The following is a 22,190-nucleotide window of genomic DNA, read 5'->3' as shown; positions in this document are numbered from 1 at the left end:
GCCTCTTCTGTGAAACGCGGACCGAGGCGAACGCTGGGGGTCGTACCGTGCCGGGGTTGGTCATCCGGCCGTGGATGGGCCGGGTGGCGCGGGACCACTGCCGTCGCTCGAGCGCTCGTGCCGCTGAGGGGGCCCCTCATCTGCGGTCGTACGTGTCGTACGCCCCGCGTGGAGGGCTGTCGGGTCGGAGCCGATCGGGCCACCGACCGGGCATCCTCATTCAAGGTCGCGCCCCTGGCACTGGAAAATGCTCAGTAGACGCAATACCACTGTACCCCGGATTCGCGCATGTGTGTTGGGCGAATTCATCGGAACGGTGTGATGTCTGTGGCTGGGCGGGCCCTTCGACGGTTCGGCGAGCGGGCTATTGTGCGCTCCATGGAGACGCCTGACAACGCCGCTGAACCCGCCAACGAAGCTCCCGAAACCCCCGCACCCACCGGAATCGCCGCCCAGGACTGGGCCACCGCATCCGCCGAGCCGCAGTACCGCGCAGCGGTCGTGGATCTGCTGGGTGCGCTCGCCTATGGCGAGCTGGCGGCCTTCGAGCGACTGGCGGAGGACGCCAAACTCGCGCCGACACTCGGCGACAAGGCGGAACTGGCGAAGATGGCCTCCGCCGAATTCCATCATTTCGAGCAGCTGACGGACCGGCTCACCGCGATCGAGACGGACCCGACCGCCGCGATGGAGCCGTTCGCCAAGGCGCTCGACGACTTCCACCGGCAGACCGCGCCGTCGGACTGGCTGGAGGGGCTGGTCAAGGCGTACGTCGGTGACTCGATCGCCAGCGACTTCTACCGCGAGGTCGCGGCCCGGCTCGACACGGACACCCGCTCGCTCGTCCTCGCCGTGCTGGACGACACCGGCCACGGGAACTTCGCGGTCGAGAAGGTGCGCGCCGCGATCGAGGCCGAACCGAGGGTCGGCGGCCGGCTCGCGCTGTGGGCCCGCCGGCTGATGGGAGAGGCGCTCTCCCAGGCCCAGCGGGTGGTCGCCGACCGGGACGCCCTGTCGACGATGCTCGTGGGCGGTGTGGCGGACGGCTTCGACCTGGCCGAGGTGGGACGGATGTTCTCCCGGATCACCGAGGCGCACACCAAGCGGATGGCCGCGCTGGGCCTGGCCGCGTAGCCGGTCCGGCCGCCGTCGGCCGCCCCGGCGGGCCGCCCGGACTACTGGGCCGCCGCCGATCGGCCGAGGCGGCGGCCGCGTGGGCGGATCAGCAGCGACAGCGTCACCGACCCGACGAGCACCGCGCCGGTCAGCGTCGCCAGGACATGGCCGGTGCCGAGGGCCGAATGCGTCAGATACGCGCCGAACAGGGCGCCCAGGGTGCCGGTGAGGAACACGGGACGGCCGGACGGCAGACGGCCGGGCAGTGAACGGAGCGCCGCCCAGGAAAGGGCGAGTCCGAGCATCGCGGAGCCGAAGGTTTCCCAGATCACAGAGGATCACCTCGCGGGGGTGTGCGGGGCGGTCAAATCGGTCGTAGGCGCTACTACCCGCGGGTCACCGCACGCAACCCTCCCGCGAGCTGCGGAAACCGTTCGAGCACACCCGGACACGAGGGCCCGTCCGGGCCGACGGGGCACATGATCGGCGGAACCGGTCCGGGGGAGGCGTGGCCCGCCCCCCGAGCGGCGGTCCGGGTGCGGTGAGGGACCGGGTACGAAGAAGCGGTCCGGCGGGGGATTCCCTGCCGGACTGCTTCCTCGTTCACTGCGTCGCGTGAGTTACAGCGCGCCGAACCCCACACGCCGGGTGCTGGGCTCGCCGATCTCCACGTACGCGATCCGGTCGGCCGGCACCAGGACCTTGCGGCCCTTGTCGTCCGTGAGGCTGAGCAGCTGCGCCTTGCCGTTGAGCGCTTCGGCGACCGCGCTCTCGACGTCCTCGGCGGAAAGCCCGCTCTCCAGAACGATCTCCCGGGGCGTGTGCTGCACCCCGATCTTGACCTCCACGGCTATGTCCCTCCGACGGTCAGTCCCTGCGCGGTGAACCGCGCCGTACGCAGCCACACTAGCCGGGTGGAACCCGAGGTCATGGCCCGGCCGGCAACGCCCGCAGCGAACACGGCCGACGGCCCGTCGGTCAGTGCTGGTCGATGCCGTGCAGCGGGAACCCCGCGATGCCCCGCCAGGCCAGCGAGGTCAGGAGCTGGACCGCGGTGTCGCGCGGAATGCTGGAGCCGCTGGAGAGCCAGTATCGGGCCACCACCTGGGACACCCCGCCCAGACCGACGGCGAGCAGCATGGACTCGTCCTTGGACAGCCCCGTGTCACCGGCGATGACGTCGGAGATGGCCTCCGCGCACTGGAGCGAGACCCGGTCGACCCGTTCGCGTACCGCGGGCTCGTTGGTCAGGTCGGACTCGAAGACCAGCCGGAAGGCGCCGCCCTCGTCCTCGACGTACGCGAAGTAGGCGTCCATCGTGGCCTCGACGCGCAGCTTGTTGTCCGTCGTGGAGGCCAGCGCCGTGCGCACGGCCGCCAGGAGCGCCTCGCAGTGCTGGTCGAGCAGGGCCAGATAGAGCTCCAGCTTCCCCGGGAAGTGCTGGTAGAGCACCGGCTTGCTGACCCCGGCGCGCTCGGCGATGTCATCCATGGCCGCGGAGTGGTAGCCCTGCGCGACAAAGACCTCCTGCGCGGCCCCCAGCAGCTGATTGCGTCGGGCGCGGCGGGGCAGGCGAGTGCCCCGCGGGCGCGCTGCCTCTGTCTGCTCGATGGCTGTCACGCCGCCTCCCAAAATTGTGATCAAGCACAGCCGTTCGTTTACACGCTGCGCCGTACAGCCATCGTACTTTTGAGTAACCCGGGTGCGCGCGGCGCGGACGCAGAATTTCACGGACCGGACGACTGCGGTAGCCACAGATTCAACGAGTCAGGGAACAAAGCGGGGCGTATTACCGGTAATCGTCTTCATCCTGTGCGACAACCCGGCTCTGTTCCGCGGCGTCCGCCTCATTGGCGGTGTCCCGGTCGATGTCCGTCAGCGGTTCGTCGGTCCGCTGCTGGAGGTCGAGCTTTTGTTCGGCGGCGTCGGCTTCGGGGGTCTCCGGGTCCAGCTCGTCCGGCTCGACGTCCTCGAAGGTCTCCGGGTCGCTCGGGTCGACCGTCATGGTGGCTCCCTTCCTTCCCTTGAAGCGTAGGAGCAACCCTTCCGCGCCGCGATGCGGCCTGTGACGGCGAACACATGAATCGGCATGTGATCGTCTCGTAACATTGCCGCATGTCTTCGACCGAGCTGCCGGGTACCCGTGCCGCCGCCGCCGCGATGGCCCCCACGGTCAGTGCCGTCAGAGTCGCGGAGGGTGAGCGGTTGCGCTCCGTCTCGCTGCCGGGACTCAGCCTGACCGTCCGCGCCCGGCCGGGGGACCGGACCGGGCTGCCCCCCGCGCTCTATGTGCACGGGCTGGGCGGTTCCTCCCAGAACTGGTCGGCGATGATGCCGCTGCTGGCGGACGTGGTCGACGGCGAGGCCGTCGATCTGCCCGGATTCGGGGACTCGCCGCCGCCGGACGACGGCAATTACTCGGTCACCGGGCACGCGCGCGCGGTGATCCGGCTGCTGGACGCGGGGGAGCGCGGGCCCGTCCATCTGTTCGGCAACTCCCTGGGCGGCGCGGTCGCCACCCGGGTCGCCGCCGTCCGCCCCGACCTGGTGCGCACCCTCACCCTCGTCTCGCCCGCGCTGCCCGAGATCCGGGTGCAGCGGCCCGCCGTTCCGACCGGGCTGCTGGCGGTCCCCGGAGTCGCATCCCTGTTCTCCCGGCTCACGAAGGAGTGGACGGCGGAGCAGCGCACGCGCGGGGTCATGGCACTCTGTTACGGCGATCCGGCGCGTATCTCCGAAGAAGGCTTCCGCCATGCGGTGGCCGAAATGGAGAGACGACTGGAACTGCCGTACTTCTGGGACGCCATGACGCGCTCCGCCCGTGGCATCGTCGATGCCTACACGCTGGGCGGACAGCACGGGCTGTGGCGCCAGGCCGAGCGGGTGCTCGCACCGACCCAACTGGTGTACGGCGGACGGGACCGGCTGGTCTCGTACCGGATGGCGCGCAGAGCGTCCGCGGCCTTCCGCGATTCGCGACTGCTGTCACTGCCCGACGCGGGGCACGTGGCGATGATGGAGTACCCGGAGGCGGTCGCCCAGGCGTTCCGGGATCTGCTCGACGAATGTGGCGGGAGCTGATCCGGGGCGTGGGACGACACAGTCGAAAGGGCCCCGAGGCCAAAAGCCCTCAGGCCCCGGCCGCGCCGGAGCCGGGCGGTGAGCGCGGAGCACCCCGGTCCGCGCCGGGCAACGGGCGACGCCGCAGGGCCGCCCCCGGACCGCCGGGCGGCGAGGCGAACACCTCGTCCGGCGAGCGGAACACTCCGTTCCATGACGCCCCGCAGGTCCGCGGCGGCCATCCCGAACAGCGCGAACCGGGTGGCGGCTGGGGGAGCGGGCCGCAGGGGTACGGGGATGGGCGGTCGCCGGGTCGTCCGGGGGTGCCCGGACCGTCAACGGCACCGGGCGGGCCGGTCGTTCCGGGGCAGGCCGGACAGCAGGGCGGGTACGCCCCGGCTCCCGGGGCCTCGCCCCGCCAGGAAGCCGTGGCGCGTCAGGTCTCGGCACAGCAGGCGGCGCAGCGCGCCGCCGACGGGCGCGTGGCGGCGCGGCCCGCACCCGGCGGAGGTCCGTTGATACCGGGCCCGCGCAGAGAGTTCGTCGACGCCTTCGACGCCGCACCGCAGTCCGCCGCTTCACCGTCCGACGCTTCACCGTCCACCACAGCGCAGTTCGCCGCGGTGCGGTCCGTCGCGGCGCCGGTGACGACGCCTCCGTCGTCCGTGTTTCCCGCCGGCCCGCAGGCCCCGGTCGCCGACGGGGACGACGGCCCCGCGGGCCCGGCCGGTGACGGGGGCGGGCCGGGTGCCGAGGACGGCAGGGGCGGCGGCAGGGGCGGCAGGGGCCGGACGTTCACCGGTATCGCCGCCGCCGCGGTGACCACCGTGCTCGCGGTGATCGTGGCCGGACAGGTGGCGCAGGACGCCGAGGACCGGGACGGCGCGCCGCGGCCCGCGGGCGTGGAACGGGACGGCAGTTCCGACACCTCGCGCTCCGATGCCCGTCCCTCCCCCGCGAAGGCGCCCGAGGTCAAGCCCCTTTCGTACGCGGACAAAATGGCCAAGCCCTATCCGCTCGATCCGGAACTGAAGGCGAGCGGGAAATTCGACGCCGTTCCGGGTCTGGCGAAGGCGCCGGGCAAGGGGCAGAAGTACCGCTATCGCATCGATGTCGAAAAGGGCCTCGCTCTCGATGCCGGTCTTTTCGCCGAGGCCGTACAGAAAACGCTGAATGACGACCGGAGTTGGGCGCACGGCGGGGCGATGACATTCGAGCGTATTTCCTCGGGTGAACCGGATTTCGTGATTACGCTGGCCAGTCCGGGAACCACCGGTGACTGGTGCCGGAAATCCGGTCTGGATACGACCATCGACAATGTCTCCTGCGATTCCGCCGCGACCGACCGGGTCATGATCAATGCCTATCGCTGGGCGCAGGGCTCGTCCACCTACGGCCCGGACAAGTTGTTGATCTACCGCCAGATGCTGATCAACCACGAGGTCGGCCATCGTCTCGGGCACGACCACGCGAGCTGTGACACACCCGGCGCACTGGCTCCGGTGATGCAGCAGCAGACGAAGTCGCTGAACCTCAAGGGGATCAAGTGCAAGGCCAACCCGTGGGTCCATCCCGGTAGTTGATCGCCGTAGTCCACATTCCGAGATGACCGTCTCATTCCGCGTTGACATCGCCGAGGCGGTCGTCCATATTTCTCGGCATGTCACGCATCCCGGTCACCCCTGAGCGCGCCGCCATCGAGCTGGCGCTCATCGGCGTGGCCGGACATTGCGTAGCCGACGTTCTCTGTTGCTGACGCCCGCCCGAGCGCGCGTCGGCCCTCCTTCTCCATGAGCCCGTTCAGGGCTCAGTGAGCCCTTTTCGGGGGCTCCGTGGGTCACCCATGACTGCCGCGCCCGGCGTATTCCGTCCGTAGGCGCGGCTTTTCGGTGTTTATCGCCACTTCGGTGCTCCGATGCCTCCTTCCGCTGTCGCCTGCACGGGTCTTTTTCTTCTGCTTTCCCTGCATTCCTCCTGTTTGCAGCACTCCGAGAGGTCATCTTCCGATGCGTCAACCGTCCGTCATATCGCGCCGCGTGGCAGCGGCAGCCGTGGGTCTCGTACTGGCCGCAGGTGCCGCGGCCTGCGGGCCCGAGGACAGCAAGGGCAGCGACGCCAGCTCCGGCGCCGAGGGCAAGCCGCAGAAGGGCGGCACCCTCACCGTCCTCAACAGCAACCCGCAGGAGGACTTCGACCCCGCGCGGCTCTACACCTCCGGCGGCGGCAACGTCCCCTCGCTCGTCTTCCGTACGCTCACCACCCGCAACCGCGAGGACGGCGCGGCGGGCGCGAAGGTCGTCCCCGACCTGGCCACCGACCTGGGCACGCCCAGCAAGGACGCCACCGTCTGGACGTACACCCTCAAGGACGGCCTGAAGTACGAGGACGGCACCGCGATCACCTCCGCGGACATCAAGTACGGCATCGAGCGCTCCTTCGCCGCCGAACTCTCCGGCGGCGCTCCGTACCTGCGCGACTGGCTCATCGGCGGGGCCGACTACCAGGGCCCGTACAAGGACAAGAAGGGCCTCGCCTCCATCGAGGTGCCCGACGCGAAGACGATCGTCTTCCACCTCAACAAGCCCGAGGGCGAATTCCCCTACCTCGCCACGCAGACCCAGACGACCCCGGTGCCCCGGGCCAAGGACACCGGCACCAAGTACGAGGAGCACCCCGTCTCCTCCGGGCCGTACAAGGTCGTCATCAACGAGAACGACGGCGAGCGGCTCGTCCTGGAGCGCAACCCGCACTGGTCGGCCACCACCGACGAGGAGCGCAAGGCGTACCCGGACCGGATCGACGTACGCTCCGGGCTCGACTCCGCCGTCATCAACCAGCGGCTCTCCGCCTCCCAGGGCGCCGACGCCGCGGCCGTCACCACCGACACCAACCTCGGCCCGGCCGAACTCGCCAAGGTCACCGGCGACAAGAAGCTCGCCACCCGCGTCGGCACCGGCCACTTCGGCTACACCAACTACATCGCCTTCAACCCGAAGGTGAAGCCGTTCGACGACCCGAAGGTGCGCCAGGCGATCTCGTACGCCGTGGACCGCTCCTCCGTGATCAACGCGGCCGGCGGCTCCTCGCTCGCCGAGGCCGCCACCACCTATCTGCCGAACCAGAAGTCCTTCGGCTACACGCCCTACGACCTCTTCCCGGCCGGGAAGACGGGCAACGCCGAGGAGGCCAGGAAGCTGCTGAAGGAGGCCGGTCACGCCAAGGGCCTGACCGTCACCCTGACCCACTCCAACGACAAGGACTTCGAGACCAGCCCGGAGATCGCCACCGCCCTCCAGGCCGCGCTCAAGAAGGCCGGGATCACGGTCAAGCTCCAGGGCCTGGAGAGCAACGACTACTCCGACACCACCCAGAGCGCCACCAAGGAGCCCGGCTTCTTCCTCGCCCACTGGGGTGCCGACTGGCCCTCCGGCGGCCCGTTCCTCGCCCCGATCTTCGACGGCCGGCAGATCGTCAAGGACGGCGCCAACTTCAACTCCGGCTTCCTGAACGACCCGGCGGTCAACAAGGAGATCGACGAGATCAACAAGCTCACCGATCTGAGCGCCGCCGCCACCCGCTGGGGCGCGCTCGACAAGAAGATCGGTGAGCAGGCACTGACCGTGCCGCTCTTCCACCCGGTCTACAAGCGGCTCGTCGGCCAGGACATCAAGAACGTCGTCATCAGCGACTGGACCGGTGTACTCGACATCTCCCAGGTCTCGGTCAAGTAACCATGTCGGAAGCACTTCTGGTCCAGGAGGCGGGAGCGGCGAACACCGCCGCCCCCGCCTCGGGGGCCCGGCTGTTCCGGCGGCGGCTGCGCGCCCAGCGCGCGGCCACCGCCGCGGCGGTCGTGGTCCTCCTGCTCGTCCTGGTCGCACTCGCCGCGCCGCTGCTCAGCGCACTGGCGGGCCAGGACCCCAACACCTACCACCCCGACCTCGTCGACTCGGCGGCCGGCGGTGTGCCCATCGGCTCGTTCGGCGGCATCAGCGCGGATCACTGGCTCGGTGTCGAACCGCAGACCGGCCGCGACCTGTTCGCCCGTATCGTCCACGGTGCCCGGGTCTCGCTCGGCGTCGCCGTCGTCGCCACGGTCCTCCAGATCGCGATCGGGCTGGCCATCGGTCTCGCCGCCGCCCTCGGCAGCCGCTGGGTCGACCAGGTCCTCAGCCGCATCACCGACATCAACGTCGCCCTGCCGATCATGGTCATCGCCCTGGCGCTCCTGGCGATCGTCCCGGACACCTTCCCCCGGCCCGTGCTGATCGCCCTGGTCATCGGCGGGATCAACTGGGCCGGTACGTCGAAGATCGTGCGGGCCCAGGCCCTCACCCTGAAATCCCTCGACTTCGTCTCGGCGGCCCGGCTCAGTGGCCGCGGCAAGTGGAGCATCGCCCGGCGCGAACTCCTGCCCGCGCTCGCCGCACCCGTCATCACCTACGCCGCGCTGATGTTTCCCACCAACATCGTCGTCGAGGCGGCCCTGTCCTTCCTCGGCGTCGGCATCAAACCGCCCACCCCGTCCTGGGGACAGATGCTCACCGAGGCCGACACCTGGTACCAGGCGGCCCCCACCTATCTGCTGCTCCCCGCCGGACTGCTCTTCGTCACCGTGCTCGCGCTGACCGTCCTCGGCGAGGGCATCCGCACGGCACTCGACCCGCGCGCCGCGTCCCGGCTGCGGATCGGCACCGGAAGCAAGGAAGCCAAGAGCTCCGGTGCGGACAAGGAAGCCAAGAGCTCCGGTGCGGACAAGGAAGCCAAGAAGTCCGGTGCGGTCAAGGCGGCCAAGAAGTCCGAGGAGGACCGGGCATGACCGGGTTTCTGCTGCGACGGCTCGGGGGCGCCGTCTTCGTCCTGCTCGCGCTGACCGTGATCCTGTACGCGATCTTCTACGTCGCCCCCGGCGACGTCGCCCAGATCGCCTGCGGCCCGCGCTGCTCACCCGCCCAGGTCGCCCAGGTCACCCAGCAGCTACGGCTGGACGACCCGGTGTACGTGCAGTACTGGCACTTCCTCCAGGGCATCGTCGCCGGACGCGACTTCTCCACCGGTACCGGGGTCGAGCACTGCTCCGCACCCTGCCTCGGGGTCTCGTACCAGAGCGATCAGCAGGTCACCCAGCTGATCCTGGCCAAGCTGCCGGTCACCGCCTCGCTCGTGATCGGCGCCTTCGTGGGCTGGGTCCTGCTCGGCGTCGGCACGGGAGTGCTGTCCGCCTGGCGGCGGGGCCGGATCACCGAGCGGGTGCTGACCTGGCTGACCCTGGCCGGAACCGCCACGCCCGTCTTCGTCATCGGGCTGCTGCTCATCATCGTCTTCTGCTCCACACTCCAGTGGCTGCCGTCCCCGACGTACGTACCGTTCACGGAGAACCCCGAACAGTGGGCCTGGGGGCTGCTCCTGCCCTGGGTGTCGCTGGCCCTCATCGAGTCCGCCAAATACGCCCGGCTGACCAGGAGTTCCATGCTGGAGACGCTCGCCGAGGACCATGTGCGCACCTTTCGCGCCTACGGAGTCAGCGAGCGCGCCATCATCGGGCGGCACGCCCTGCGCGGTGCCGTCGCGCCCGTGATCGCGCTCAGCGCGCTGGACTTCGGCTCGATGTTCGGCGGCGCGGTCCTGACCGAATCACTCTTCGGCATCCCCGGCATCGGCCGCGAACTGGTGCACGCCGTGAAGGTCGTCGACCTGCCCGTCGTCGTCGGCATGGTGCTGGTGACCGGTTTCTTCGTGGTGCTCGCCAATACCGTCGCGGACGTCCTGTACGCGCTGGCCGACCGACGGGTGGTCCTGTCATGACAACTCCCTCCCCGTTGGTCGAGGTCAAGGACCTCACCATCGACTTCGGCTCCGTCCGGGCCGTGGACGGGCTCTCGTTCACCCTGGAGGCGGGCGGCGCGCTCGGCGTCGTCGGTGAATCCGGCTCCGGCAAGAGCGCGTCCGCGTACGCCCTGCTCGGACTGCACCGCGGTACGGGCGCCCGGGTCACCGGTTCGATCCGGGTCGCAGGTACGGACGTGGGCGCCGCGGACGACGCCGCGCTGCGGGCGCTGCGCGGCGCGAAGGCCGCCATGGTCTTCCAGGACCCGCTGTCCTCGCTCGACCCGTACTACACGGTCGGCGACCAGATCGCCGAGGTGTACCGGGTGCACAACTCCGTGTCCCGGCGGGCCGCCCGCGCCCGTGCCGTCGAGGTGCTGGACCGGGTCGGCATCCCGGACGCGGCGCGCCGGGCCGGCTCCCGGCCGCACGAGTTCTCCGGTGGCATGCGGCAGCGGGCGCTCATCGCGATGGCCCTGGCCTGTGAACCGCGGCTGCTGATCGCCGACGAGCCGACCACCGCCCTGGACGTCACGGTGCAGGCCCAGATCCTGGACCTGCTGCACGGGCTGCGGCGCGAGAGCGGCATGGGGCTGCTGCTGGTCACCCATGACGTGGGGGTGGCGGCGGAGAGCGTGGATGAGGTGCTCGTCATGCGGGCGGGCCGCGAGGTCGAACGCGGACCGGTCGCCGAGGTGCTGGGCCGGCCCCGCGAGGCGTACACCAGGGAACTGCTCTCCGCGGTGCCGAGGGTGGACGTGAAGCGGGTGGTGCCGGACGCGGTGTCCGTTCCGGTGCCTCGCGCGCCGGCCGTCGCGGTGCCCCGCGCCCCGGGACCCGACGACACCTCCGCCGCGCCGCGCCGCTCTGCCGCGCCGCACGCCTCTGCCGTCGCCGCGCCGCGTGCCTCTGTCGTCGCCGCCGGGGCCGACGCGCCGCCGCTGCTCGAAGCGGTGGATCTGCGGCGCGAGTTCGGCCGCGGGCGCGGCCGGGTCGCCGCCGTGGACGGGGTCTCGCTCAGCGTGCACGCCGGCCGGACGCTCGGCATCGTCGGCGAGAGCGGCAGCGGCAAGACGACGCTCGGGCGGATGCTGGTGCGGCTGCTCGATCCGACGTCGGGCCGGCTCCGTTACGGGGGTACGGAGATCGGCTCACTCTCCGAGAGGGGGCTGCGGCCGGTCCGGCGCGAGCTCCAGATGGTCTTCCAGGACCCCGTCGCCTCGCTCAACCCGCGCCGGTCGATCGGAGAATCCGTCGCCGACCCGCTCCGGGCGGCGGGGGAGAGGGACGAGAGCCGTATCCGCGACCGGGTGGGCGAGCTGCTGGAACGGGTGGGCCTGGACCCCGGCCGGTACGAACGCTATCCGCACGAGTTCAGCGGCGGACAGCGTCAGCGCGTCGGGATCGCCCGCGCGCTGGCCGCCGAACCCAGGCTGATCGTCTGCGACGAGCCGGTCTCCGCGCTGGACGTCACCACCCAGGCGCAGGTCATCGGTCTCCTCGCCGAACTCCAGCGCGAGCTGGGCATCGGGCTGGTCTTCATCGCGCACGACCTCGCCGTCGTCCGGCAGGTCAGCGACCGGGTCGCGGTGATGCGCAACGGGGTCGTCGTCGAGCAGGGCGATGCCGACGACGTGTACGGGTCGCCCCAGGACCCGTACACGAAGCAGCTGCTGGCAGCCGTGCCCGCCCTCGACCCGGGGCTCGCTGCGGTGCGCCGCGCGGCCCGCAAGGAGCTGGCCGCTGCCTGACCCTGCGTAACCCCACGACCCCATACCGCGATGGAACGCCGCCGGGGTGGGAAAGTTACGACGGTTCACCCCTTTCGGTGGCGCGACGGACAACCGTCCGTCGCGCCACCGGCGTATCCGCTTACGGTCGTCCCGCTGCGAGTCGCCGTTCCAACGGCGGCCGCTGACAAGGGAGATCGGGGGTGTACTCGTGCGCATCGGACTGCTCACCGACGGTGGCTACCCGTATGCGGCCGGTGAGTCCGGGCTCTGGTGCGGCCGACTGGTGCGCGGTCTTCCCCAGCACGAGTTCGACCTCTTCGCGCTGAGCCGCTCCGCCCACCAGGAGGACCAGGGCTGGGTCCGGCTCCCGCACCACGTGAGCCGGGTGCGCACCGCGCCGCTGTGGACCCCTGAGGACGGCACCCTGCGCGGCAGCGGCGGGCGCGGGCTCCTGGCCCGGCTCGTGACGGGGGGCCGGGGCTCGTACGGGAGGCGCGAACGACGGCGCTTCAGGGCGCACATGACGGCGCTCGCCACCGCGGTCTGCGCGACGGGCGGCACCGGTACGGACACGGGGCCCGGTGCCGGTACGTGTCACGAGGCGGGGTCCGGGTGTGATGCGCGCCGTGCGACGGGGTCCGGCTCCGGTGAGTGCGGTGGTGCGGCGGCGGCAGGTACGCCCGGTACGCCCGGTGTGCTCTTCGCCCAGGGCCTCTACGGGCTGGCCGAGCTGGCCGCGGAGCGCGGCGGTCTGCACACCGCCCTGCGCTCCGAGACCACCGTGCGCATCCTGGAATCGGCCTGCCGTGCCCGCGGCACCGGCCGGACCGTCCAGAGCGCCACCGTGCCCGACCACCTCGCCTTCGCCGCCGAACTGGAGCGCATCCTGCGCCCGCTCTCCCTCGACTGGTACGGCAGGGAGAGCCTCGGGGCGGTCGACCTCTGCCACGCGGCATCGGGTGGCGCCGCCGCGCTGCCGGGGCTGCTGGCCAAACGCTTCTTCGGGGTGCCGCTGCTGGTCACGGAGCACGGTGTGCCCCTGCGGGCGCACTATCTGGCCGCGCCCGACGCGCCGTTCAGCGCGCCGGTACACGCCCTGCTCGCGAACTTCCACGGACTGCTGGCCGCCGAGGTCTACCGCCAGGCCGAGCTCATCACCCCCGGCAACACCCAGGTACGCCGCTGGCAGGAGCGGAGCGGCGCCGACCGCGCCAAGCTGCGCACGGTCCACCCCGGCGTGGCGGCGGACCGCTTCACGGGCGTGGGGGAGGGCGACGACAGCGGCGGCCCGGACACACTGGTCCGGGTCGGCCGGATCGAGCCCGCCAAGGACCTGATCTCCCTGCTCCACGCGTTCACCGAGGTCCGCCGCGCCGAACCGGCCGCCCGGCTGCGGATCCTCGCCGCCCCGGCCGGGGGGGCCGAGGACACCACGTACCTCACGCACTGCCGGGCGCTGGCCGACCGGCTCTTCCCCGACGAGGCCACCGGAGCCCACACCAAGGGCGGCAACCCGGTCTCCTTCGAGGAGATCGGCGGCCCCGAGGTCCCCGACCTCGCCGAGGCGTACGCGGCGGCCGGTGTCGTCGTGCTCTCCAGCGTGGTCGAGGGCTTCCCGACCGGTCTGGTCGAGGCGATGTTCTGCGGCCGGGCCACCGTCTCCACGGACGTGGGGGCGGTCGTCGAGGTGATCGGCGGTACGGGGCTCGTCGTGCCCCCGCGCAATCCGCGGGCGCTCGCCGACGCCTGCGTCACGCTGCTGCGCGACCCCGAACGCCGTGCACGCCTGGGCGCGGCGGCGCGGGCGCGGGCGCTCGAACTGTTCACCGTCGAACAGAACCTTGCGGCATTTCGCGGCATTTACCTGGAGCTGATCTCGCGCTCCCCGGTGTGCCGGGAGGCCGACGCGGTGGACGCCGACGGCGATCCCCGTCCGTTCGCCACCCCGCCGGAGGCCCGGGTGTCCGGCCACTGGACGCGGCCCGCCGCCCGGTTGCCCGGACGGGCCGCCGAACCCGCGGGCGTGTGCGCGGGCGCGGCAGGCTCCGCGGGCGGCGCGGGAACCGGGGGCGGCGATGCGTGACCACCTGACGGGCCACGACCAGGGAGGATTCCCGATGCGCCGACCGACCGAAGGGCGCGAAGTCTCCGGCGCCCATGACACCCCGGCCGCCCCGCGCGCCGGCGGCGCCCGGGACCCACGCTCCGAAGCGCTGGTCTCGGCGACCCCGGCGACTTCAGCGACCCCGGCCACCTCGGCGACTTCAGCGACCTCGGCCACCCCGGTCATCGCGTTCGCGGAGATCTCCGAGCCCCCGTGGGGCCTCCCGTCCAGCGCCGACCGGCAGAGCGGTGCCCCCGTAGAGGGCCCGGTGGTGAAGGGCCGCGCGGCGGAGGATCCCGTGTCCGAAGGCCCCGTTTTCGAAGGCCCCGTGTCCGCAGGTGCCGTGTCCAAGGGCCCCGGGCCCCGCATCGCCCGCCGCGGCCCCGCCGACCCCGTGAAATCGCTCATGCACAGCCATCGCGAACTCTGCGAACGCGCCGTGGACGCCCTGGAGATCGCCGCCGGTCTTGAGGCCCACGGACTCACCGACCGCACCGCCGCCCGCTACCGCCACCGGGACGTCTTCTCGCTCGCCGAGGAGCTGTACGCCCGGGTTCCGGGCAGCGCGGGGGAGCCCGGAATCCGCCGGGCTCCCGGACCGGTGCCCGACACCGGGGCACGGGCCGGCTGGACGCTGCTCGCGCTGCTGCCGGGCGCCGCCTGCCTCGCGACCGCGGGCGTGCTGCGCGCCACGGAAGGCGTCCTCGGTGGGGGAGCGCGATGCGCCGTGACCGCGCTCGGGGCACTCCTTGTGCTTCTGGCCCTGCGGTCGTGCCTACGGCGCGGACCGCTGCACGCCCCCGAAGGCACCGGCCGGAGCGCGCTGTACGGCTGCTGGCTCCTCGCCTACGCGGTGTACGGCGAGGAGTTGCTGGCCCAGGTCATCAGCGGCGGACCCGACGGGCCCTGGACCGGTACGCCCGCCCCGCTGCTCGGGCTCGCGCTCGCCGTGGCCCCCGCCGCGTGGTGCGTGCACCTCTTCTCCGTACACGCCCACCGCAAACTCACCGGCTGCCGCGCACTGGAGGAGTTCGGCGCCGCTGTGCGCCCCCTGCTCCTCGGTGCCGTCGCGCTCTTCCTGTGCGCGCTCGTGCCGTTGGTGCTCCTCGCCGACCTGGGACACGGAGGAGGCGGCACGCCCGTCGCCGTCACGGCCCTCGGTGTCCTGTTCCTCCTGGCCCGACTGCTCTGCGCGCACGGCTTCCCGGAGGCCGCCACCACCGGGCTCGCCGCCGCCTGCGCCGTCGAAGCGGCGGCCCCCGCCCTGATCCTCGCCGGGAGGCTGCCCGGCCTCGACCTCCTCGCCCGGCCGGTGAACGCCCTCGTCACCTGGGGCGGCACCGGAGCCGTACCCGCCCTCGCCTGTGGAGCGGCCGCCCTCGGGCTGCTCATCCACGCCGCCGTCGCCCTCTCCCGGGCATCCGCCCACGCCAGGGCCTGACCCCTCATCGAGGCACCACCGCACCGACGCGCTGCTGCCCGCCCCGCACCACCGCCCATCCGCCCCACCCCGTACCACCGCCCCACCCCGCGGAGCCGACGCCGTGGGCCCGCCTCGCACGTAACTGCCCCAAGGAGACACCGGACATGACGCCCCAATCCCCCGCACCGGCAAGCCGCCGTCGGCACCGAAGGGGTGCACGATGAGGGTGCTGCTGCTCGGAGCCAACGGATTCCTCGGCCGCTTCGTCGCCGACCGCCTGCTCGCCGATCCCGCCGTGCACCTCACGGCACTCGGCCGCGGCGACGACGCCGACGTACGGTTCGACCTCGCGGGCGGCAGCCCCGGAGCGCTCACCCGCTTCCTGGACGCCGTCCACCCCGGAGTCGTCGTCAACTGCGCGGGCGCCACCCGCGGCGGCGCCCGGGACCTGACCAGGCACAACACCGTCGCCGTCGCCACCGTCTGCGAGGCCCTGCGCCGCAGCGGCTGCGGGGCCAGGCTCGTCCAGGTCGGCTGCGCCTCCGAGTACGGGCCCTCGCAGCCCGGCTCCTCGACCGCCGAGGACGCCATCCCGCGCCCCGGCGGCCCGTACGGGGTCAGCAAGCTCGCCGCCACCGAACTCGTCCTCGGCTCGGACCTGGACGCCGTCGTGCTCAGAGTGTTCTCACCGGTCGGCCCCGGCACCCCGGCGGGCTCGCCGCTCGGCAGGCTCGCCGAGGCCATGCGCCGGGCCATGCAGTCCGGCGACGGCGAGCTCAAGCTCAGCGGTCTCGGGGTGCAGCGTGACTTCGTCGACGTACGGGACGTGGCGCGCGCCGTGCACGCCGCCTCGCTCTCCGCCGCCCAGGGCGTCGTCAACATCGGCACCGGCCGGGCCGTACGGCTGCGCGACGCGGCCGCCGTCCTCGCCAGGGTCGCCGGGTACGCGGGCGCACTCCACGAGCTGGACACGCCCCCCGCCCGGATTCCGATCGGCGCCCCCCGCGCCTCCACCGAATCCGTCGTCGAGCACCTCTCGGCCACCCCGTCCCCGTACCCGGACGGCTGCGGTGGCTGGCAGCAGGCCGACGTCCGCACCGCCCGGGACCGGCTGGGCTGGCGGCCCCGGATCAATCTGGAGGAGTCCCTCGCCGATATCTGGATGGAGGCGGCGTGCCGTATCTGACCACCACCGGTGCCGCGCGGCGGACCTGTGGCGGCGAACAACTCGGCTTCGGCGTCCCCGGATACGCCCATCCGCTGCTCGCGCCCACCGAGTGGGCCGAGCTGGTGCGGCCGGGCACCCCGCTGCACTGGGCGGTCCTCAACATCGCCGACGGGCCCGGCGCCCGGCCGGACCCGCACTGTCTGGAGGCCGCGGGCCGGCTCCGCAACGCCCGGGAGCGGGCCCTGCACGGCGAGGCCCCGGACGACTCCGTCCGGGCCGCGGGCGGCAGGCTGCTGGGCCACCTGGACCTGGCCTTCGGTGACCGCCCCTTCGGCGAGCTGATCGCCGACGCGCGGTCCTTCCTCGACTGGTACCGGGTCGGCGGCTTCTATCTCGGCCGCTGCCCGGCCGAGCGCGCCGACCTCCCGGCGGTCCGGCGGCTCACCAGCACCCTGCACACCCTGCTGGAGGGGAGCGACAGCGGCGACGAGGGCGGGCGCCTCGTGCTGGGGCACGGCACCCACCCGTATCCGGGATACGCCGAGACCGCCGACCAACTGGTCACCTTCCGCGGCCCGTGGACCGACTACCGCTGGTCACAGGTGGCCCAGTGGACGGCCGACTACCCGCCGGAGCGCTTCGCGCACTTCGTCCACGGCGTTCCGCGCACCCATCTCGAAGAGGCCATGCGCATCGCCCGCTGGCAGGGAGCGGGGACGATCTTCTTCACCGACCGGGACGACCATCACGGACAAAACGATCCATTCGCGGCGCTGCCCAGTTACTGGGACGAAATCGTCTCGCGGATCGGACCTGGTATCTCGGAATGAGAGGGGGCGTGGCAGTGTTACGGCAAGAACAACCGTACGTAGATGAAGTACGTAGAATCCGACCACCTGCATTGTTGAGGTTCCTGTGTCGCTGCCACCCCTGGTCGAGCCAGCTGCTGAGCTCACCGTCGACGAGGTCCGCAGGTACTCCCGTCACCTGATCATCCCGGATGTCGGGATGGACGGACAGAAGCGCCTGAAGAACGCGAAGGTGCTCTGTGTGGGCGCCGGCGGGCTCGGCTCTCCGGCCCTGATGTACCTGGCCGCGGCGGGCGTCGGGACGCTCGGCATCGTGGAGTTCGACGAGGTCGACGAGTCGAACCTGCAGCGCCAGATCATCCACAGCCAGGCCGACATCGGCCGCTCCAAGGCGCAGTCCGCCAAGGACTCCGTGCTGGGCATCAACCCGTACGTGAACGTCGTCCTCCACGAAGAGCGGCTCGAAGCCGAGAACGTGATGGAGATCTTCGCGCAGTACGACCTGATCGTGGACGGCACGGACAACTTCGCCACCCGCTATCTCGTCAACGACGCCGCGGTCCTGCTGAACAAGCCGTACGTGTGGGGCTCGATCTACCGCTTCGACGGCCAGGCATCCGTGTTCTGGTCCGAGCACGGCCCCTGCTACCGCTGCCTCTACCCGGAGCCCCCGCCCCCCGGCATGGTCCCCTCCTGCGCCGAGGGCGGCGTGCTGGGCGTGCTCTGCGCGTCCATCGGCTCTATCCAGGTCAACGAGGCCATCAAGCTGCTCGCCGGCATCGGTGACCCGCTGGTCGGCCGTCTGATGATCTACGACGCCCTGGAGATGCAGTACCGCCAGGTCAAGGTCCGCAAGGACCCCGACTGCGCGGTCTGCGGCGAGAACCCGACCGTCACCGAGCTCATCGACTACGAGGCCTTCTGCGGCGTCGTGTCCGAGGAGGCACAGGAGGCGGCCCTCGGCTCCACGATCACTCCCCAGCAGCTCAAGGAGTGGATCGACGCCGACGAGAAGATCGAGATCATCGACGTCCGCGAGCCGAACGAGTACGAGATCGTCTCGATCCCGGGCGCCAAGCTGATCCCGAAGAACGAGTTCCTGATGGGCAACGCACTCACGGACCTGCCGCAGGACAAGCGCATCGTCCTGCACTGCAAGACCGGTGTCCGCAGCGCCGAGGTCCTCGCGGTCCTCAAGTCGGCGGGCTTCGCCGACGCGGTGCACGTGGGCGGCGGCGTGATCGGCTGGGTGCACCAGATCGAGCCCGAGAAGCCGGTCTACTAGAGCCTGAACCGAACAAGGGGCCGGTCCGCGGAATGCGGACCGGCCCCTTCGCGTGTGCGGGCGGTGCCCTTCGGGTTGTGCGGGCGGGGCGGTGCGGACCGGCCCCTTCGCGCACGGGGCGCGAGCGGGACGGCAGGAACGTTACGAGCAGGTCTTCCCGTCCGCCGGAACCTTCCCGTCCAGGAAGTAGCCGTCGACGATCGAGGTCACGCACCCGCTCTCGCCGTACGCGCCGTGGCCCTCGCCCTTGTTGGTGACCATGATCCCGACGCCCTTGCCCAGCTCGTCGGCCATCTTCCGCGCGCCCTCGTACGGGGTCGCCGGGTCACCGGTCGTGCCGATCACCAGGACCGGACCGGCGCCGGGAGCGCTCGCCTCCGGGGTGTCGTGCTCACCTGCGACCGGCCACTGGGCGCACCAGCCCGCGGTGTCCCAGGCGAGGAACGGGCCGAAGACCGGGGACAGCTGCCTGAACTCGGGCAGCAGCGCCCTGGCCTCGTCCGCCGTGGGGCGGGCCTTGGAGTCGGCGCACGAGATGGCCCGCTGCGAGTGGTTCTGGGTGTCGTAGTGCCCGTTCTCGTCCCGGCCGTTGTAGGAGTCGGCCAGCTGGAGCAGCCCATTGCCCGTCCCGCTGTTCTCGGCCTCGTCGAGCGCCTCGGTCAGAGTCGGCCAGCTGCTCTTGGAATAGAGCGGGGTCACGATGCCGGTGATGGCCAGCGACTCGCTGAGCTTGCGCCCGGTGCTGGTCGGCAGCGGGTTCTTGTCGATCCGCTCCAGCAGCCGCGCGATCCGCTGGGTGCCCGCCTTCGGGTCCTGGTCCCGGTCCTTCAGGTAGTTCTCCAGCGCCCGTTGGAAGCCGGTCGCCTGATTGCGGGCATGTCCGACCCCGTCGGCCGTCGGGTCGACGACCGCGTCCAGCACGGTGCGCCCCACGTTCGTGGGGAAGAGGTGCGCGTACGTGCCGCCGAGCTCCGTACCGTAGGACATGCCGAAGTAGGAGAGCTTCTTGTCGCCGAGCACCTGCCGGATCAGGTCCAGGTCACGGGCGGCGTTCGTCGTCCCCACGTGCGGCAGGACCTCGCCCGAGCGGCGCTCGCAGCCCGCGCCGAAGTCCGCGCCGTCCTTGACGAACGCCTCCTCCTCCGCCGCCGTGTCCGGGGTCATGTCGATGCTCCGGTAGGACTGCTCCTGCTCCTCGTCGGTGCGGCAGTTCACCCCGGCGCTGGCCGCGACCCCGCGCGGATCGAAACTCACCAGGTCGTAGCGGGAGTTGAGCTTCCCGTACGAACCGGCGGCGCGCGGCAGTATGTCGACGCCCGAACCGCCGGGCCCGCCGAAGTTGAAGAGCATCGAGCCGAGCCGGCCGCCCCTGTCCCGGGCCTGCTTGCGGATCAGCGCGATTTCGATCGTCTCGCCGGACGGCTTCGCGTAGTCCAGCGGTACGTCGACGGTCGCGCAGCGCCAGCCGGAGCCGGGGGCGGTTCCGCCCGCGGGGGCCTTGCAGCGCTTCCAGTCCGGCCGCTGGGAGGTGAGCGACGCGGGCAGCACGGGGGACTTGGGGTCGTCCGCGGGGGACGCGGTGGGGGTGGGGGTGCTCGGTGCGGCGGACCGCCCGGCCGCCGGTTCCGCCCCGGTCGGCTCCGGCTCCGAGCTGCAGCCCGCGAGGGCTCCGGCAGCCAGCAGGGCCGCCCCGGTCAGGGCCACCGCCCGACGGGTCCGTCCATGTACACGCATGTGCTGGAATCCCTCCCGATGCCCGAAGTCGCGCGACGCGCCGGGCCGTACAGATGTGCGGCCATGCTAAGGGGTGTCCGGCGATCCCCGGCCGCCGAAGCTCATACGGTGATCCGCACGGCGGTCGCGGTGATCCGGGCGGGCGTTGCGGTGGTCCGCACGGCGGTCGCGGTGATCCGGGCGGGCGTTGCGGTGGTCCGCACGGGCGTTGCGGTGATCCGGGCGGGGGTTGCCGTGATGCGCGCTGCCGTCGTCGGTACGCCGGTCCGGATTCAGCCGCAGACCGTGCCGGCCGCCGGGACCCTGCCGTTCAGCAAGTAGCCGTCGACCGCCTTCTGTACGCAGGCGTCGCCGCTGTTGTACGCGCCGTGTCCCTCGCCCTTGTATGTCAGCTCGATCCCGACGCCATTGCCCAGCTCCTCGGCCATCGCCCGTGCTCCCTTGTACGGGGTCGCCGGGTCACCGGTGTTGCCGATGACCAGGACGGGGTTCGCTCCCGGGGCGCTGACGTCCGGGGTGTCCCAGGCGCCCGCGACCGGCCAGCCGGTGCAGCTCAGCAGCCCCCAGCCCAGATAGTCGCCGAAGACCGGTGACGCCTTGCGGTACTCGGGGAGCGCGGCCCTCGTCTGCTCCAGGGTGAACCGCTGCTTGGAGTCCGCGCAGCTGATGGCGATGTTGGCGGCCGTGGAGTTGTCGTAATGGCCTTCCTTGGAACGGCCGTTGTACGAGTCGGCGAGGGCCAGGAGCAGCGCGCCGTCGCCGCCGTCCGCCTCGTCGAGGCCCTGTTCGAGCAGGGTCCAGCTCTCCTGGGAGTAGAGGGCGGAGGCGATGGCCGTGGTCGCCTGGGACTGGGTCAGCTGCCGGTCGCCGAGGCCGTCGACCGGCTGCTTCTCCAACTGGTCGAGGAGATCGGCGATCCACTGCTCGACCTCCTTGCCGGTGGACCCGGGGAGCTTGCAGTCGTCGCGCCCCGCGCAGTCGGCAGTGAAGCTGTCGAAGGCGAGCTGGAAGCCCTTGGCCTGGCCGAGGGAGGACTGCCCCGCGTTCTGGGTGGGGTCGACCACCGCGTCCAGGACCGCCCGGCCGACGCGCTCGGGGAACAGATGGGCGTAGACGCCGCCCAGTTCGGTGCCGTACGAGATGCCGAAGTAGGAGAGCTTGTCGTCGCCGAGTACCTGCCGCATCAGATCCAGGTCACGGGCGGCGTTCGTCGTTCCCACGAACGGCAGTTCGGCACCCGAGTTCTTCTCGCAGTCCGCGATGTACGACTTCTGGTCCGCGACGAGCGCCTTCTCCTCGGCGGCGTCGTCGGGGGTGGAGTCCTCCTGGTTGCGGGCGTCCATCGACGCGTTGTCCGCGCACTCGACGCCCTCGCTGCGGCCGACCCCGCGCGGGTCGAAGCTCACCAGGTCGTAGCGGGTACGGAGCTTCTCGTACTCCGTGCCGAAGGCGGGCAGCGTGGCGACGCCGGAGGCGCCGGGGCCACCGAAATTGAACAGGAGGGAGCCGATCCGCCGGTCCTGGTTCCTGGCCCTTCCCCGGACCAGCGCCAGCTCGATCGTCCTGCCGTCCGGCTTCCCGTAATCGAGCGGGGCGTCCATGAAGGAGCACTCCCAGACGGTGCCGCCGGGCAGCGGGGAGGGCGATGCGCCGCCGCCCTGGGCCTCGTTCGGAGCCGGGCAGGGCTGCCAGTCAAGTTTCTGGGACGACAGTTTCCGCGCCGTCGAGGACGGTGAGGCGGTCGATGCCTCGGAGGGCGTGGACCGGTCCGCACCACCGCTGTCGTCGCTGTCCGAGCAGGCGGCCAGGGGCAGCAGCACGGTGGCGGTGGCAGCGAGGGCAGCGGCACGCAGGGCGGGGGAAGTCCTCATGAGCCCATCGTGCGGCGGGGCACGGGGGAGCGCGCGGGGCGCGGTCCATGCGGGTGGCGCG

General features: G+C 71.7%; 20 protein-coding genes. 14 read left to right on the top strand and 6 right to left on the bottom strand.

What is annotated here, in order from left to right; genetic code table 11:
* Positions 1-378 precede the first annotated feature (378 nt).
* Positions 379-1,134: a ferritin-like fold-containing protein gene (locus A6A29_RS00990; protein WP_073717988.1), complete on the top strand. Its 756-nt coding sequence runs from the start codon at positions 379-381 to the stop codon at positions 1,132-1,134.
* A 41-nt stretch (positions 1,135-1,175) separates the two neighbouring features.
* On the opposite strand, the gene A6A29_RS00985 is transcribed toward A6A29_RS00990, so the two are convergent.
* The 4 genes from A6A29_RS00985 to A6A29_RS00970 form a co-directional block, all read right to left on the bottom strand.
* Positions 1,176-1,448 (bottom strand): hypothetical protein, encoded by a 273-nt coding sequence (locus A6A29_RS00985; RefSeq protein WP_073717987.1) that lies wholly within the window; start codon positions 1,446-1,448, stop codon positions 1,176-1,178.
* A 288-nt stretch (positions 1,449-1,736) separates the two neighbouring features.
* The gene (locus A6A29_RS00980; protein WP_073717986.1) at positions 1,737-1,964 is read right to left on the bottom strand and encodes a DUF3107 domain-containing protein; all 228 of its coding nucleotides are present in this window, start codon (positions 1,962-1,964) and stop codon (positions 1,737-1,739) included.
* Between the two features lie 130 nt (positions 1,965-2,094).
* On the bottom strand, positions 2,095-2,736 hold the full coding sequence (locus tag A6A29_RS00975; protein ID WP_073717985.1) for a TetR/AcrR family transcriptional regulator: 642 nt from the start codon (positions 2,734-2,736) through the stop codon (positions 2,095-2,097).
* A 169-nt stretch (positions 2,737-2,905) separates the two neighbouring features.
* Positions 2,906-3,121: a hypothetical protein gene (locus tag A6A29_RS00970; protein WP_073717984.1), complete on the bottom strand. Its 216-nt coding sequence runs from the start codon at positions 3,119-3,121 to the stop codon at positions 2,906-2,908.
* A 110-nt stretch (positions 3,122-3,231) separates the two neighbouring features.
* On the opposite strand from A6A29_RS00970, the gene A6A29_RS00965 reads away from it, so the two are divergent.
* From A6A29_RS00965 to moeZ, 12 genes are all read left to right on the top strand, one after another.
* Positions 3,232-4,197 carry an alpha/beta fold hydrolase gene (locus A6A29_RS00965; RefSeq protein WP_073717983.1) on the top strand — a complete coding sequence of 322 codons (966 nt, stop codon included), beginning with the start codon at positions 3,232-3,234 and terminating at the stop codon, positions 4,195-4,197.
* Positions 4,182-5,759 carry a DUF3152 domain-containing protein gene (locus A6A29_RS00960; RefSeq protein WP_079182522.1) on the top strand — a complete coding sequence of 526 codons (1,578 nt, stop codon included), beginning with the start codon at positions 4,182-4,184 and terminating at the stop codon, positions 5,757-5,759. Before A6A29_RS00965 ends, A6A29_RS00960 begins: the two co-directional genes overlap by 16 nt.
* A gap of 77 nt (positions 5,760-5,836) precedes the next feature.
* On the top strand, positions 5,837-5,932 hold the full coding sequence (locus A6A29_RS47725; protein WP_338012848.1) for an Ms4533A family Cys-rich leader peptide: 96 nt from the start codon (positions 5,837-5,839) through the stop codon (positions 5,930-5,932).
* Between the two features lie 250 nt (positions 5,933-6,182).
* Positions 6,183-7,907, top strand: coding sequence for an ABC transporter substrate-binding protein (locus A6A29_RS00955; RefSeq protein ID WP_073717982.1), 1,725 nt, complete (start codon positions 6,183-6,185; stop codon positions 7,905-7,907).
* A gap of 2 nt (positions 7,908-7,909) precedes the next feature.
* Positions 7,910-8,995, top strand: coding sequence for an ABC transporter permease (locus A6A29_RS00950; RefSeq protein WP_073717981.1), 1,086 nt, complete (start codon positions 7,910-7,912; stop codon positions 8,993-8,995).
* Entirely contained in the window at positions 8,992-9,981 is a 990-nt protein-coding gene (locus A6A29_RS00945) for an ABC transporter permease (protein ID WP_073717980.1), read from the top strand. Before A6A29_RS00950 ends, A6A29_RS00945 begins: the two co-directional genes overlap by 4 nt.
* Entirely contained in the window at positions 9,978-11,753 is a 1,776-nt protein-coding gene (locus A6A29_RS00940; RefSeq protein WP_073717979.1) for a dipeptide ABC transporter ATP-binding protein, read from the top strand. Before A6A29_RS00945 ends, A6A29_RS00940 begins: the two co-directional genes overlap by 4 nt.
* Before the next feature lie 190 nt (positions 11,754-11,943).
* Positions 11,944-13,818 carry a DUF3492 domain-containing protein gene (locus tag A6A29_RS00935; protein WP_073717978.1) on the top strand — a complete coding sequence of 625 codons (1,875 nt, stop codon included), beginning with the start codon at positions 11,944-11,946 and terminating at the stop codon, positions 13,816-13,818.
* 34 nt (positions 13,819-13,852) lie between these two features.
* Positions 13,853-15,280: a hypothetical protein gene (locus tag A6A29_RS00930; RefSeq protein WP_241838282.1), complete on the top strand. Its 1,428-nt coding sequence runs from the start codon at positions 13,853-13,855 to the stop codon at positions 15,278-15,280.
* 202 nt (positions 15,281-15,482) lie between these two features.
* Entirely contained in the window at positions 15,483-16,448 is a 966-nt protein-coding gene (locus tag A6A29_RS00925; protein WP_073717977.1) for an NAD-dependent epimerase/dehydratase family protein, read from the top strand.
* Positions 16,436-17,260 (top strand): spherulation-specific family 4 protein, encoded by an 825-nt coding sequence (locus tag A6A29_RS00920; RefSeq protein WP_073717976.1) that lies wholly within the window; start codon positions 16,436-16,438, stop codon positions 17,258-17,260. The genes A6A29_RS00925 and A6A29_RS00920 overlap by 13 nt, the downstream gene beginning before the upstream one ends.
* 85 nt (positions 17,261-17,345) lie before the next feature.
* On the top strand, positions 17,346-18,524 hold the full coding sequence (gene moeZ, locus A6A29_RS00915) for an adenylyltransferase/sulfurtransferase MoeZ (RefSeq protein ID WP_073717975.1): 1,179 nt from the start codon (positions 17,346-17,348) through the stop codon (positions 18,522-18,524).
* A gap of 141 nt (positions 18,525-18,665) precedes the next feature.
* On the opposite strand, the gene A6A29_RS00910 is transcribed toward moeZ, so the two are convergent.
* Positions 18,666-20,258 carry an alpha/beta hydrolase gene (locus tag A6A29_RS00910; RefSeq protein ID WP_073717974.1) on the bottom strand — a complete coding sequence of 531 codons (1,593 nt, stop codon included), beginning with the start codon at positions 20,256-20,258 and terminating at the stop codon, positions 18,666-18,668.
* A 108-nt stretch (positions 20,259-20,366) separates the two neighbouring features.
* On the opposite strand from A6A29_RS00910, the gene A6A29_RS46100 reads away from it, so the two are divergent.
* Positions 20,367-20,579 (top strand): hypothetical protein, encoded by a 213-nt coding sequence (locus A6A29_RS46100; RefSeq protein WP_206745365.1) that lies wholly within the window; start codon positions 20,367-20,369, stop codon positions 20,577-20,579.
* Here the strand turns inward: A6A29_RS46100 and A6A29_RS00905 are convergent.
* The gene (locus A6A29_RS00905; protein WP_073717973.1) at positions 20,531-22,129 is read right to left on the bottom strand and encodes an alpha/beta hydrolase; all 1,599 of its coding nucleotides are present in this window, start codon (positions 22,127-22,129) and stop codon (positions 20,531-20,533) included. The two genes, A6A29_RS46100 and A6A29_RS00905, sit on opposite strands and share 49 nt — an antisense overlap.
* Positions 22,130-22,190 lie beyond the last annotated feature (61 nt).

The organism is Streptomyces sp. TSRI0281, from assembly GCF_001905125.1.
Taxonomy (GTDB): Bacteria; Actinomycetota; Actinomycetes; order Streptomycetales; family Streptomycetaceae; genus Streptomyces.
This window is presented reverse-complemented; position numbering and strand designations above follow the sequence as displayed.

Excerpts from the sequence above, each read along its gene's own strand:
- A6A29_RS00950 (WP_073717981.1), top strand. The coding sequence starts at position 7,910 with ATGTCGGAAGCACTTCTGGTCCAGGAGGCGGGAGCGGCGAACACCGCC.
- A6A29_RS00960 (WP_079182522.1), top strand. The coding sequence starts at position 4,182 with ATGTGGCGGGAGCTGATCCGGGGCGTGGGACGACACAGTCGAAAGGGC.
- A6A29_RS00925 (WP_073717977.1), top strand. The coding sequence starts at position 15,483 with ATGAGGGTGCTGCTGCTCGGAGCCAACGGATTCCTCGGCCGCTTCGTC.
- A6A29_RS00905 (WP_073717973.1), bottom strand. The coding sequence starts at position 22,129 with ATGAGGACTTCCCCCGCCCTGCGTGCCGCTGCCCTCGCTGCCACCGCC.
- A6A29_RS00930 (WP_241838282.1), top strand. The coding sequence starts at position 13,853 with ATGCGCCGACCGACCGAAGGGCGCGAAGTCTCCGGCGCCCATGACACC.
- A6A29_RS00990 (WP_073717988.1), top strand. The coding sequence starts at position 379 with ATGGAGACGCCTGACAACGCCGCTGAACCCGCCAACGAAGCTCCCGAA.
- A6A29_RS00910 (WP_073717974.1), bottom strand. The coding sequence starts at position 20,258 with ATGCGTGTACATGGACGGACCCGTCGGGCGGTGGCCCTGACCGGGGCG.
- A6A29_RS00955 (WP_073717982.1), top strand. The coding sequence starts at position 6,183 with ATGCGTCAACCGTCCGTCATATCGCGCCGCGTGGCAGCGGCAGCCGTG.
- A6A29_RS47725 (WP_338012848.1), top strand. The coding sequence starts at position 5,837 with ATGTCACGCATCCCGGTCACCCCTGAGCGCGCCGCCATCGAGCTGGCG.
- A6A29_RS00945 (WP_073717980.1), top strand. The coding sequence starts at position 8,992 with ATGACCGGGTTTCTGCTGCGACGGCTCGGGGGCGCCGTCTTCGTCCTG.
- A6A29_RS00940 (WP_073717979.1), top strand. The coding sequence starts at position 9,978 with ATGACAACTCCCTCCCCGTTGGTCGAGGTCAAGGACCTCACCATCGAC.
- A6A29_RS00965 (WP_073717983.1), top strand. The coding sequence starts at position 3,232 with ATGTCTTCGACCGAGCTGCCGGGTACCCGTGCCGCCGCCGCCGCGATG.
- A6A29_RS00970 (WP_073717984.1), bottom strand. The coding sequence starts at position 3,121 with ATGACGGTCGACCCGAGCGACCCGGAGACCTTCGAGGACGTCGAGCCG.